Here is a 13,867-nt window from a genome sequence, read left to right as displayed (position 1 = left end):
TGTACGATAATTAAATCGAAATTCTAAAAAACTATAATAAAATCACAAAAATGAGCGTAGAATTGGAAAAATATGGAATTTTAAATTCCACAGCACATTATCAATTATCTCCACAAGAATTAACTGATAAAATGGTAGAGATTGGACAAGGTGAAATTACTTCGTCTGGTGCCATTAACATCTTAACTGGAGAATTTACAGGTCGTTCACCTAAAGACCGTTTCATTGTAAAGGATGATATTTCTGAAGAAACTGTATGGTGGGACGGTAATATTAATATTCCTTTCGACTCAGATAAATTTGATGCTTTATATGATAAAGTTATAGCTCATTTAAGTGGAAAGAACATTTATGTTCGTGATGCTTATGCTTGTGCAGATGATCGTTTTAAAACAAAAATTAGAGCTATCACTGAAACTCCTGGAGCAAATTTATTTATTTATAATATGTTTATCCGCCCAACTGCTGAAGAATTAGCTAATTTTGGAGATTCTGATTGGACAATCATTAACGCACCAACATTCGTTGCTGACCCTGAAACAGACGGAACAAGACAACATAACTTCTCAATCTTAAACTTTAAACGTAAAATTGTTTTAAACGGTGGTACTGGTTATACTGGGGAAATGAAAAAAGGAATTTTCTCTGCTTTAAACTTTATTTTACCAGTTGAGAAAAACACTTTACCAATGCACTGTTCTGCTAACTCTGGTGAAAACGGAGATACAGCAATGTTCTTTGGTTTATCTGGAACAGGTAAAACTACTTTATCTGCAGATAAAAATCGTCGTTTAATTGGTGATGATGAGCACGGATGGACTGATGATAACACTGTTTTCAACTTTGAAGGTGGATGTTACGCGAAAGTAATTAACTTATCTGCTGAAGGTGAACCAGAAATTTACGGAGCTATTAAAGAAGGTGCATTATTAGAAAATGTTGCTTACTTTGAAGGTACTAAAGAAGTTAACTTCGAAAATACAGAAATTACTGAAAACACACGTGTTTCTTACCCAATTGATTTCATCGAAAATATTGCTGAGCCATCATTAGGTAAAAACCCAAAAAATATTTTCTTTTTATCATTTGATGCTTACGGAGTTTTCCCTCCAATTGCTAAATTAAATCCAAATCAAGCGGCTTACTTATTTATCTCTGGATATACTTCTAAAGTAGCTGGTACTGAAGCTGGTGTAACTGAACCACAGACTACATTCTCTTCTTGTTTTGGAGCTCCATTTATGCCATTACATCCAACAAAATACGCTGAAATGTTAAGCGATAAAGTTGAAAAAACTGGTGTTAATGTATGGTTAATCAACACAGGTTGGAATGGACAGAAAAAACGTATGTCTTTAAAAGATACTCGTGCAGTTATTAACGCAGCATTAAACGGAGATTTAGATAACGTTGAATTTAAGAAAGATCAATTCTTTGGATTTGAAATTCCTGTTGCGATTGAAGGTGTTGACTCGGATAAATTAAATCCAGCAACTTCTTTTGATACTGCTGAAGCTTATGAAGCTAACGCAAAAGAATTAGCTGATAAATTCAAAAAGAACTTCGAGAAATTTGCAGAATATGCTACTCCAGAATTATTATCTGGTGGACCATTAGTTTAATAATTACTTGATATTAAATACAAAAAAGTCGACTTCAAAAGAAGTCGACTTTTTATTTTAGTTATATTTTAAAATTATTGTTGGCGCTAATTTGATTCCTAAACCAGGGTTTTTCAACACAAACATATTTAGATATTTAACTACAAGTCTCTTCATACCAGACTTATCAATTATACAGTAAAAACTATTATCAACTGCCAATTTTAAACCGTATTTTTCGCCTAATTTCTTGTAGTAATCTAAAGGTAAAATTCGTTCAGTCCAAGCTCCAAAATCAGGTTCGCAACAATTGAATTGATCGACATCTACAGGTTTAATTTTGTTATTTTCTTGATAATAATTAACAAAATCATCTAATTCAACATAACGTAAACCTCTAGATTTTTCTGCTAAAAAATTAATTTCATCTTCTTTTAAACTTTTGAAATTATTTGAAATATATGTTTTACGTTTTGGAATAAAATCTTCAATTTCGTCTTTAATCATCGCTTTTTGCAATTTTTTCGACTTGATTTTATTATCAAAATTAGATGCAGTTGTAAAAATCATCTTAATTTTTGGATTGATTTGAATAAAATTTTTCAACATTTCATCCAAATCATACACATGTTCAATCGTATCTGTCGAAATTAAATACTCAACATTTAAATTTTCTTCACGAATTAGATCAATTATTTCTTTAGAAGAACCTTTTACGTAATATTCTGGACCAAAACCTATTGTTTGAGCTACTTTTCGAGCCGTTTGAACAGCATTTTCATTAAAATCACAATAGATTACTTTAAATCCTAAAAATTTTAAATAAAGGCTTAAAAAACCGTGTCCACCTCCAAAATCTATAATCCATTTATCTTTATAATCATTGTTTGCTACAAAATCTTGCACCGTAAAATCAAACAATTGTATATAGTAGAAAAAAGTAGGTTTCATTTCTTGAATATAATTTAGATTATATTCGGATAATCCTAATTTTTCAAACTCAATCTGGTTCAATAAGTCATTGAATTGACTTACATTTTTTGAAGTAAACGTTGATTTATAATTTTGATAGATTGACATTTTTACATTTTTAAATAAAATTCTTTGGTAAGATTAATGTAATCTTCCGTGTATTGGTGCCTTGCGATTTCTATAATCAATTCAGAAATGATTAATTCTTGTTGATTAAATTTTAAAGCAATTAAACTACGTTTAACTTCGGCTTCTTTATTTCCTTTAACATGAACAATTTTAGACGGAAAAAGATTTAATTCTTTCGCAATCTGAAGAAAATTTGATTCTAAATCAAAAGGAATTACATAACAAGCAACTCCATTATCAGTTAATAATTGTGCAGACTTCGTTAATAAATCTTTAAAAGTAAGCGTTTCTTGTTGTCTTGCTTTTTTACGAGCATCCAACTCTACTCTATCGTTTATGATAAAAAAAGGTGGATTACTAACAATTAAATCAAAATTCGAATCGGATTCAAAATCCTGAATTGCAGTTTTTGTAATATTTAATCGTTCAGAAAATTTTGCATTTGAGAAGTTTTCTTCTGCTTGTTTAAAGGCATCAACATCTAATTCGACTGCATCTATAAATGCTTCAGAAAAACGTTGAGCAAGCATTAAGGAAATTAATCCAGTTCCTGTACCAATATCTAAAATCCTATTTCCGGATTCTAAATTAGCCCAAGCTCCCAATAACACGCCATCTGTTCCTACCTTCATTGCTGTTTGATCCTGAAAAATTTCAAACTGTTTAAACCTAAAAGGCTTTCTATTCATGTGTATATGGTAATTGAATAATAAATTTAGTACCTACATCTTCGGCACTTTCAAAAGTTATTTCACCGTCGTAATCTTCAATAATTTTTTTAACCATTGAAAGTCCAATTCCAGATCCACTTGATTTTGTAGTGAAACGAGGTTTAAAAATTTCTTTTTTATCTTCATCAGAAATTCCTTTTCCATTATCTTCTATAATAATTTCTAAATTATTTCTTTGAATTGATAAATCAACTAGAATTTTTGGTTCTCTACTATGTGGAATTGATTGAAATGCATTTTTTACAATATTTGTAATAATTCTGTTTAAATATTGCTTATCAAAATACATTTGTATCACTGGCCTTGACGATGTAAAAATGATAGATGGACCATCGAAAATATCTAATGTATTCTTAGTAATTTCAACAACATCTATTAACTCATCTTTACGAGAAGGCATTTTTGCGAAATCTGAAAACGCATCTGCAATTGACTCTATTGTATCGATTTGTTGTAATAATATATTAGCCGTCCTATTCGTACGTTCATCTAAAACTTCATCATCTGTCTCAAATTTTCTCATGTAATTTTGAATCATCAACTTCATTGGAGTTAATGGGTTTTTAATTTCATGAGCAACTTGACGAGCAAATTCTCTCCAAGCTTCTTGACGTTCTATATCTGCTAACAACTCGGATTGATCCTTTAATTTGACCAACATTTCGTTATAAGCATCTACCAAAACTTTAATTTCGTCATCTTTATCGTATAAAATCGGGAGATTATTGGATATTACTTCCGTTTCTTTAATACGATCTGCAAAAGAAGTTAGTCGATTAAATGTATTCTTACTTACAACGTAAATCATAATCGCACCCAAAAGAATAATAAAAACAAAAGCAACACCATAACTACCAATTAAAGTGTTCATATCTTCCTGTAAAAAGATATCATTGGTTTCGTAAGGCAGTGCTACAATTGCTAATTTCTTGGTTTCTGTAACATCTTTGATGTAATTATATGAGGCATAATATGATCGCTGATCACCTAAACTTTCACCAACTTCTACATATTGGTCATTCTTATTTAATGAATCTAATATATTTTGTGGTAAAACGGGATATTTAGGATTTCTTGCTTCTGTTGTTAAAACTTGATTCCCTCTTAAATCATAGATAACGATAGATAATTTTTGAATATCGTTAATCTCAAGAATACGAGTTTCAAGTACTTTAACAATGTTATCTTCGTTAACTTCTGGATAAGAATCTAAGAGATAATTAATGGAAAGAAGTACTGCTTTTTCCTTCTTCATTAAAATATCTTCGTGGTATCGTTTTGTCTGTTCGTTAAAGTGACGATTGGTTATAATCAAAATTAACACTGCAGTAGTTAGCAACACTGCTAACATATAGAGTGTTATTTTAATCGGAAGCGAATTAGGAGTTATGCGAAATCGTTTCCACATATGCTTTTATTTAACCATTAATCGTTTGATGTATTTTCCTAAAATATCAAATTCTAAATTAACTTGAGAACCTGCTTTTAAAGTATGTAAATTAGTAAATTCCCATGTATAAGGAATAATTGCAACAGATAATTCGCCAACCGAACTATCAACAACTGTTAAACTAACTCCGTTGATACAAATTGATCCTTTAGCTACTGTTACATTACCGTATAATTCTTCGTCGTAATTAATCGTAATGATATTACTTCCGTCTTTGTTTTCTACACTTTTTACAACACCAGTTTGGTCTACGTGTCCTTGAACAATGTGACCATCTATACGACCATTAAATTGTAAGCAACGTTCTAAATTAATTAAACTATCAACTTCTAAATCTCCTAAGTTTGTTTTATTAAGAGTTTCTTGAATTGCAGTTACTTTATATTTATTTTCGTTAAAATCTACAACTGTTAAGCACACACCATTGTGTGCTACACTTTGATCAATTTTCAGCTCATTTGTAAAATCTGATTCGATCCAAAAATGAACATTTGTTTGATCTTTTTCTATAGCAGTTACTTTACCTACTTTTTCTACAATTCCAGTAAACATTTTATCTTTTATTCTATATTTTAAAAATATAATTTTTTTAATTAAAAGGCGTAAAAAAAGGATAGCAAAAAGCTATCCCTTTTTAAATATATAATTGTTAAAAATTATTCAACAGTTACAGACTTAGCTAAATTACGAGGTTGATCTACGTTTTTATCTAATTTAACTGCAATCCAGTACGATAATAATTGTAATGGAATAGCTGTTAAAATTGGAGAGAATTCCTCTGCAGTTTCTGGGATAACAATTACGTCATCAGCCATTGCTGAAACTTGCTCATCACCTTCATTAACGATAGCGATTACTTTAGCTGAACGAGATTTAATTTCTTGAATATTAGAAACTACTTTTTCGTAGTAACCTTTCTTAGTCGCGATAACAATAACTGGCATGTTTTCGTCTAATAAAGCGATTGGTCCGTGTTTCATCTCTGCAGCTGGATATCCTTCTGCGTGGATGTAAGAAATCTCTTTTAATTTTAATGCACCTTCTAAAGCAGATGGATAGTTGTATCCACGTCCTAAATAAATTGCATTACTATTATCTTTATATTTTTCTGCGATTTTATCAACAACTCCTTCACAATTTTCTAATATTTGCTGAACTAAATCAGGAATACGCTCTAACTCGTTTGTTAATAAATTAAATTGAGCTGCTGATAATTGTCCATTGTGTTTACCTAATTTTAAAGCAATTAATGCTAAAATTGTTAACTGAGCTGTAAATGCTTTTGTAGAAGCAACACCAATTTCTGGTCCTGCGTGCGTGTAAGCACCAGCATCTGTAATACGAGCGATTGAAGAACCAACTACGTTGTTAATACCAAAAATAAATGCTCCTTTTTCCTTCGCTAATTTTAATGCTGCTAACGTATCTGCAGTTTCACCCGATTGTGAAATAGCAATTACTACATCACTTTTCTTGATGATTGGATTACGGTAACGGAATTCTGATGCATATTCTACTTCAACAGGAATACGAGCAAAATCCTCAATCATGTATTCAGCAACTAAACCTGCATGGTAAGAAGTTCCACAAGCAACAATAATAATACGCTTTGCATTTAAGAACTTCTCTTGATGATCCCAAATACCAGCCATTTTAATTATACCTTCGTCAACTAATAAACGTCCGCGCATTGTATCACGAATTGAACGAGGCTGTTCGTAGATTTCTTTTAACATAAAATGCTCGAATCCTCCTTTTTCAATTGCTTCAATATTTAATTGTAATTCTTGAATATCTAAAGAGACAGGTTCATTATTTTGGATTGTACGTACGTCTACTTTTTCACCTAAACGAATTGTAGCCATGTCTCCATCTTCTAAATAAACAGCATCTTTTGTAAATTCAATAAATGGCGAAGCATCAGAAGCAACAAAAAATTCGTTATCTCCAATACCAATAGCTAATGGGCTTCCTAAACGACCAACTACAACAGTTTCTGGATCTTGATTATCTAAAACTGCAATTGCATAAGCTCCGATAACTTCGTTTAAAGCTACACGAACTGCTTCTGCTAAAGATAAATTTTGCTCCTCTTGGAATAACTGAATAAAGTTAACTAAAACCTCAGTATCAGTATCACTGTGGAAAACATATCCTTTATCAGTTAATAATTTTTTAATTGATTCGTAGTTTTCTATAATTCCATTGTGAACTAAAACTAATCTTCCGTTATTAGATAAATGTGGGTGTGAATTAACATCATTCGGAACTCCATGAGTAGCCCAACGTGTATGTCCAATCCCAATATTTGGAGTTTTATCTAAATCTGATGATTTTTCTTCTAAATCAACAACTTTACCTCTTGTTTTAGCAAGTTGAAAACCTTGTTCGGTAGATAATACTAAACCAGCACTATCATAACCTCTATATTCTAAACGCTTTAATCCGTTTATAATGATAGGATACGCTTCACGATGTCCTATATAACCAACTATTCCACACATATTAAGTTGTTATTATTTTTTTGTGTAATATACTAAAAGTTTTAATTTCTTCTCTACATCTTCTGATGCATTTCCATGTAAAACAACACGATATGGATTCGCGATTGTATTTCTATAGAAAGGACTAGTAGAGAAAATTGTCGAAGTATCTGATGTACCCATTAAGAAGTTACCCATTGTAACAATCATTTCCTGATCCTCGTAAGTTTTACCTAACTCTACCATATTCTTGATATGTTTTGTAATATCAATTGTATAATGTTTTGTATCTCCGCCTACAAATGGATTGAAATGAACGTTTGATGGATAAGCATTATAAAATGATAATACGTCATCAAATAATTCATTTACATATTTGCCATCTTTCTTATAATTATTCCAAGCCATTAAAAAACCTGGTTTTGGGAAATTATATGATTCATCAATATGAAATTGAAGTTTTGCACCAATAATTACCCAATTATTTGCTGCAATATTCGATTTTAATTGATTGATTTGTTCTTCAATTAATTTAACATTAACACGTGTTCCATCCGTTCCATTTAAAAATAAACGAGAAGAACCGTTAATCATTTTATTAGGATCATTCAAATTGTTAACAAAAGCAGAACCTTTTCCTGAATTTTCAATTTGATTTACTTGTACATTGTATCCTGTTGTACTACTCCAAACATTTGTAAATGAAAAATCAACAGAAGTATTATTACGCTGTCCCTCTGTAGAAGAATCGTTTGAGTAATACATTTTGATTGCCAATTGATTTGGATTGAAAGCAAATAAGAATCCGTTATCTTCTTCAACAGAAATATCAATACCTTGAATTACTCGACGAATAAACGTTGCATAATCACCTAATAAACCTGTGTTTTCGTTATTGATAATTTTAGTTTGGAAAAAATCTTTGTCTAAAGAAATTTTGTAACCAACTTTTTCTTCGTAAATATTAGTTGTACCAACTTTTTCTTTAATGGTAATATTCTGCACTTTAGATCCAATTACTTTAGATCCTAAAATAGTAGGATTAATTGTTATTTGATCTTGCGCTCTATGATTTGGATTAGAATAATAAGATGAATCTGAATATAAAACCGTGTTTATTTCACGTACATTCAACTTCATATTTAAATCTTTCTTTCCGTAAATAGAATCAACTTTATATGTCTTACGAATTAAGATCGTATCAGAATCTTCAGGTTTAACACCTGGTTTACTTAAGTTTATAGTATCTGTAATTACAGAATCCGATGTAGTATTGTGATATACTGGAATAAATAAGTGTACAGAATCTACAGTTGGATTTTTACCAAATACTGGTCCTGTAGTATTCATTCTAAATTGCGAAATAAAGTTCGCTTTAGTTTTTCCAAAAATAGGTTCTTGATATGCACCTAAAATTGCATTTTGTAATACTTTCTGATCAGCTTTTAATGAATCATAGTATGTGTTGTATGCGATTACATCATAAGAAGCTACATTTCCATTTGCATCTCCACCGACTAATCCACCTCCTAATCCTAACGTTTCTTCTTCACACGAAACAATTGTACTACCAACTGCAAATGCTAATGTAGACGAAAGTAGGATATTAAAAAATTTTTTCATTGTAATTTAGAGTGGTTGATTTAATTAGAGTTCATTACCTCTTCCATGTAAAAAGTATTGTAAACCTCTTTAGATTGTTCTTTTTCACAGAAATCTAATAACGGAATATTTTTACTTTCGATGTATTTTTTAACATCTTGTGGAATTACTTCTTCTCCTTTTGCTACAGCATCTGCATACTCTAAAGAAGCTTGAATCATTCCTAAATGAGTTGGTTTTTCTATGTATTGTTTAATATTTCCTTCAACTTTATCGAAAGATAATTTTTCAACTAATTGATTATCTAACTCCCCTTCAAAACCGTTATCAAATAAAGAAACAACAACTTTTGCGTCTTGGAAGAAAGGATCATCTGAATAATACTCTTTTAAATAAGTAGGTACTAAACTAGACATCCATCCCATTACATGAACCACATCTGGTTTCCAATTTAATTTTTTAACTGTTTCTAAAACACCTTTAGCGAAGAAAATAGCTCGTTCATCATTATCTGAACATAATACTCCATCAGTATCATAAACGTCTTTACGTTTGAAGTATTCTTCATTGTCGATGAAATAGACTTGTAACCTTTCTCCTGGAACAGAAGCTACTTTAATAATTAATGGTTGATCTAAATCATTCACAATCATATTCATTCCTGAAAGACGAATTACTTCGTGTAGCTGATGTCTTCTTTCGTTAATTGCACCAAAACGAGGCATAAATATACGAACGTCTGCACCATTAGATTGCATAACTTTTGGCAAGTCTAATGCTTGAGACGACATCGGATTTTCAGGAAAGTAAGGAGTCATTTCTGTTGTTACATACAATATGCGCTTTCCTTCCATAATACTTTATACTATTTTCCTAATGAATAAATAAGGCACAAAATTACAAAAAATTGTTGATATATTATTTCCTTATAGTAGCTTTGCTCCTATATTAGTTTTTTTTTAACATCATTGATATGGTTGTATTTACAGAAAAGGATAAATTAACGCCTTTCATACAAAACCTAAAAAAAGAAGGGAAAACAATCGGATTTCTTCCAACAATGGGCGCTTTACACGATGGACACTTGTCTTTAGCCAAAGCTTCTATCGCCCAAAACGATTACACTGTAGTAAGTATTTTTGTAAATCCTACACAATTTAACAATCCTGAAGATCTAGAAAAATATCCTCGAACGGAGGAAAATGATATAAAATTGTTAACAGAAATTGGTGTTGATTTTGTTTACTTACCTCCAGTTTCTGATTTATATAATAAAGGTGAAGTTGCTAAAGTGTACGATTTTGACGGAATTGATAAAGTAATGGAAGGCGAATTTCGTCCAGGTCACTTTGATGGGGTTGCCACAGTTGTAGCTAAATTATTTAGAGCTGTAAATCCTACTAAGGCTTATTTTGGTGAAAAAGATTTTCAACAAATCCGCATCATTCAAGAAATGGTAAAGCAAGAACAAATTGATGTTGAAGTTGTTCCGATGCCTATTTTCAGAGCAGATAATGGATTAGCATTAAGCTCAAGAAATATGCGATTAACTTCTGAAAATTTAGAAGCGGCACCATTTATTTACCAAGTTTTAAAAGAAGCTGTAGCTTTAAAAAACAAAGGTAAAACACCAACAGAAGTAATCGATTTTGTAAAAGAAACTTTTGCACAATCAGCTTTCGAATTAGAGTATTTTACAATAACAGACGAAGAAAAATTACAACCTATTGATACATTTAATACTGATGTAAAAACAAGAGGTTTTATTGTTGCCTATGCAGGAGATATTCGTTTGATAGACAATATTCAATTCTAAAAATTCAATAAAAAAATCGTAAATTAGCGCCATAAAAATATAAGCTCTAAAAAGCGAAATTTTTGCAATTATGATGATAGAAGTATTTCACTCTAAAATTCACAGAGTAAAAGTAACAGATGCAAAACTAAATTACATTGGTAGTATCACAATCGACGAAGATTTAATTGATGCTGCTAATATGGTTGTTGGTCAAAAGGTACAAATTGTTGTACAAGAAAACGGTGAACGTTTCGAAACATACATTATCAAAGGTAAACGAGGAAGTGGTGAAATTTGTTTAAATGGACCTGCTGCACGTCGCGTACAAGTTGGTGACACAGTAATTATCATTACATACGCAATGATGGATTATGAAGAAGCTAAAACTTACGAACCGACAATCGTTTTTCCTAACGAGAATAATCTTTTAGACTAGATTTTTAATCGTATATAAAACTTATGAAGAGTAAATTTAAGCAATCACTCTTCCTAATCTTTGCTTCATTGTTAGCGATATTTTTTATCGTAATAACAGTGAAGCAAATTGATTTTGGGAGGGTACAAACAGCCCTAAATGAAGCTAATTACTTCTGGATCATAGCATCTATGGTTATTAGTATTTTTTCTTACTGGTTACGTGCCGCACGATGGAATTTATTACTTCATCCGATGGGTTACCAAACAAAAACTGAATCTGGTTTTTGGGCGATTGCTTTTGCTTACTTCATGAATCTTACAATACCACGAAGTGGCGAGGTAGCACGTGCAACTTCGATGTACAAAATGGAAAAAGTTCCATTCGAAAAATCTTTTGGTACAATTGTATTAGAACGTGTAATCGACGTTTTATTTTTGGGTTTATTTTTCGGATTAACATTTATTTTCAATTACGAAACCTTAATACAGTTTGTCGCATTAGGGAATCAAGAAAATGCCAATGCTGTACAAACTGAACCTTCTTACACCAAATTTTATATCGCAGGTGGATTCCTATTAATTGGATTAATTTTAGTTGGAGCTTTCTGGAATAAAATCGTTCAAACCGGACTTTATCTTAAAGTTTTAGGCTTTTTAAAAGGCCTTTGGGAAGGAATCTTATCTATCTCTAAACTACAAAAACGTGGGTTATTTGTATTCTATTCTTTCGCAATTTGGATCAGTTATTTCTTAATGACTTTCCTTGTTTTCTTTGCCTTTCCAGATACATCACATTTTGGAGTAGCAGAAGGATTTTTCCTTTTAATTGCTGGTTCTTTAGGAATGATATTACCTGTTTCTGGTGGTTTAGCCTATCCTTACATTATGTCTATTGCTTTTTCTGCTATTTATTTAGCAACAGGCGGTCAGCAAAGCGAAGGAAAGGCAATCGGAGATTATTTTGGATTAATTCTCTATATAGCTCAAGTTATTTCAATGATTTCTTTTGGATTAATTTCTATTTTAATGATTAGCAGAATTAGTGCTAAAAATTCTAAGATTGAGAACTAATTAACCTTAAAAACACTGGAGCTTCCAACTCCATATAATACACAATCATATCATAATCTTGTTGTTTTAAAAAAGATCTAAAATTGTATTTGTTTACACAAACTGCAACAAAATCCTGTATCTTATTTTCAGGAATATTTAAACTATTTACAAAATAACTTTCAGGATAATACTCTTTCACTTTTTGGGTTACTTCAAAATTAGTTAACTCTCTTGGAGGTTTTGATTTATCTTTTCCACCAAAAATCGCCTGCCCAATTCCTAATAAATTAACACCTCCAGTTTGAGCAATTGCTCTTCTCGCAGCAGCATCTTTATGTTCAGCAATCATTGCTTTTTTAAACTCTGGAGTATCGTAACCTAATTCTTTTTTCAATTTATATTCAGCTGTTTCCGTTGTGCTAATATTCTTTTTCAGATTTGGATCTAATGGTCTAATATTCGCCTCAGCTAATTCGATGGTTTCAATATCTAAATGAATTTCTATATATTTTTTATCCAAAATACTTTCTGAAATTTTAATCTTTCTCGGAACCGTTAAACTCGATTTTACCTCTAAAATATCATTCAAATCAACCATAATCGAAAACAATCCATCCTTATCTGCCAAAGCTCTTTTATTCGAATTTTTATTAACAATGATAAGATTTGTTCCTTCTAAAGAATCTTCAGATCCATCAATAACTACACTTCCTGAAATTGTAGTTTGAGCGAAATTCGCACTCATCATCAAACCAAAAAATAATATAAAATAATGTTGTACTTTCATTTAATTCTGATTTTGTCTGATTAATGAATTATAAGAATAACTGTTCTGAATTAGATGATTTTCCACGGCTTCATATTCCAAATTTTTAAATAAATTGATAACGTTAGATTTACTTGCGCAATAATTCATAAACTCCTGAATTTTGTGTTCAGGAATTTTTAATTTTTCAATGAAATAATTCGGAGTAAAATGATCGATTATTTCGTTTTTTGTCGAAACGAATAAGAAATATTCATTCTGTTTTTTATCTTTTTTATACTTTCCAGATAACTTAGACATCCACAAAGCAGGATCAAGAAAACCATTATTATTAATCGAAGAAGTCATGTTAGGATTGACTTCTATGTATTGAAGATTTGGATCCAAACCCCAACTGTTATAGTTTTTTGTTGATTGAGAATCTTCATTTCTAATGTTTGATTTAAAATCTTTATTTAAAGTATTTAAATTGGCCGTTTCCAATTCAATCGTTTCAAAATTCAAATGAACTTCTAAATAACCTTTCATTAAGATATTTTCAGAAATCTTAATCGTTCGTTTTTCTATAAATCCATTTGAAAATTCAAGAACATCATTCAAGTTTACTTTTATTGAAAAAAATCCATTCGAATTTGTCAATATTTTCGCATCAGTGCTTAAGTTATTCACCAAAACTCTTTGTAAATCGACTCCTTCATCAATGTTATCAATTACAACCTTTCCTGTTATCATCTTTTGTGAATAACCCAAAATAGACAGCATAAAAAAGATAGAGAAAAGTAGAGTTTTATACATTCTTAGTGTTTTGATTTTGAATTAAATTTAGGCTCAATTCTTTTACAATTTTAACATTTAACGCAAGTTT

The 13,867-nt window shown here is 30.7% G+C and carries 13 protein-coding genes; 4 read left to right on the top strand and 9 right to left on the bottom strand.

The genetic code is table 11. The features are described 5' to 3' along the window. Window positions 1-50: 50 nt before the first annotated feature. Window positions 51-1,622, top strand: coding sequence for a phosphoenolpyruvate carboxykinase (ATP) (gene pckA / locus EAH69_RS03990; protein WP_121933898.1), 1,572 nt, complete (start codon window positions 51-53; stop codon window positions 1,620-1,622). 57 nt (window positions 1,623-1,679) lie between these two features. Here the strand turns inward: pckA and EAH69_RS03985 are convergent, their stop codons facing one another. The 7 genes from EAH69_RS03985 to EAH69_RS03955 all read right to left on the bottom strand — a co-directional run bounded on the left by EAH69_RS03985 (window position 1,680) and on the right by EAH69_RS03955 (window position 9,822). Next, a complete protein-coding gene (locus EAH69_RS03985) occupies window positions 1,680-2,681 on the bottom strand; it encodes a class I SAM-dependent methyltransferase (RefSeq protein ID WP_121933897.1) in 1,002 nt (333 codons plus the stop codon). A 2-nt stretch (window positions 2,682-2,683) separates the two neighbouring features. Continuing rightward, entirely contained in the window at window positions 2,684-3,391 is a 708-nt protein-coding gene (locus EAH69_RS03980) for a tRNA1(Val) (adenine(37)-N6)-methyltransferase (RefSeq protein ID WP_121933896.1), read from the bottom strand. Beyond that, window positions 3,384-4,784 (bottom strand): ATP-binding protein, encoded by a 1,401-nt coding sequence (locus EAH69_RS03975; protein ID WP_121933895.1) that lies wholly within the window; start codon window positions 4,782-4,784, stop codon window positions 3,384-3,386. Before EAH69_RS03975 ends, EAH69_RS03980 begins: the two co-directional genes overlap by 8 nt. A gap of 63 nt (window positions 4,785-4,847) precedes the next feature. Beyond that, window positions 4,848-5,435 carry a riboflavin synthase gene (locus tag EAH69_RS03970; RefSeq protein ID WP_121933894.1) on the bottom strand — a complete coding sequence of 196 codons (588 nt, stop codon included), beginning with the start codon at window positions 5,433-5,435 and terminating at the stop codon, window positions 4,848-4,850. Between the two features lie 104 nt (window positions 5,436-5,539). Further along, window positions 5,540-7,387: a glutamine--fructose-6-phosphate transaminase (isomerizing) gene (glmS, locus tag EAH69_RS03965; RefSeq protein WP_121933893.1), complete on the bottom strand. Its 1,848-nt coding sequence runs from the start codon at window positions 7,385-7,387 to the stop codon at window positions 5,540-5,542. A gap of 12 nt (window positions 7,388-7,399) precedes the next feature. Next, window positions 7,400-8,989: a DUF4270 domain-containing protein gene (locus EAH69_RS03960; protein WP_121933892.1), complete on the bottom strand. Its 1,590-nt coding sequence runs from the start codon at window positions 8,987-8,989 to the stop codon at window positions 7,400-7,402. 20 nt (window positions 8,990-9,009) lie between these two features. Then, window positions 9,010-9,822 carry a glycogen/starch synthase gene (locus tag EAH69_RS03955; protein ID WP_121933891.1) on the bottom strand — a complete coding sequence of 271 codons (813 nt, stop codon included), beginning with the start codon at window positions 9,820-9,822 and terminating at the stop codon, window positions 9,010-9,012. 119 nt (window positions 9,823-9,941) lie between these two features. On the opposite strand from EAH69_RS03955, the gene panC reads away from it, so the two are divergent. The 3 genes from panC to EAH69_RS03940 all read left to right on the top strand — a co-directional run bounded on the left by panC (window position 9,942) and on the right by EAH69_RS03940 (window position 12,254). Next, the gene (gene panC / locus EAH69_RS03950) at window positions 9,942-10,784 is read left to right on the top strand and encodes a pantoate--beta-alanine ligase (protein WP_121933890.1); all 843 of its coding nucleotides are present in this window, start codon (window positions 9,942-9,944) and stop codon (window positions 10,782-10,784) included. A 70-nt stretch (window positions 10,785-10,854) separates the two neighbouring features. After that, window positions 10,855-11,202, top strand: a complete 348-nt coding sequence (gene panD, locus EAH69_RS03945) for an aspartate 1-decarboxylase (protein WP_121933889.1) — start codon at window positions 10,855-10,857, stop codon at window positions 11,200-11,202. Window positions 11,203-11,225: 23 nt separating this feature from the next. After that, window positions 11,226-12,254: a lysylphosphatidylglycerol synthase transmembrane domain-containing protein gene (locus EAH69_RS03940; protein WP_121933888.1), complete on the top strand. Its 1,029-nt coding sequence runs from the start codon at window positions 11,226-11,228 to the stop codon at window positions 12,252-12,254. Here EAH69_RS03940 and EAH69_RS03935 read toward each other — a convergent pair. Further along, window positions 12,238-13,023 (bottom strand): hypothetical protein, encoded by a 786-nt coding sequence (locus EAH69_RS03935; protein ID WP_121933887.1) that lies wholly within the window; start codon window positions 13,021-13,023, stop codon window positions 12,238-12,240. The genes EAH69_RS03940 and EAH69_RS03935 overlap by 17 nt on opposite strands. Then, window positions 13,024-13,734, bottom strand: coding sequence for a hypothetical protein (locus tag EAH69_RS03930; RefSeq protein WP_121933886.1), 711 nt, complete (start codon window positions 13,732-13,734; stop codon window positions 13,024-13,026). Window positions 13,735-13,867: the final 133 nt, after the last annotated feature.

Source organism: Faecalibacter macacae (assembly GCF_003687725.1).
Lineage (GTDB): Bacteria > Bacteroidota > Bacteroidia > Flavobacteriales > Weeksellaceae > Empedobacter > Empedobacter macacae.
This window is presented reverse-complemented; position numbering and strand designations above follow the sequence as displayed.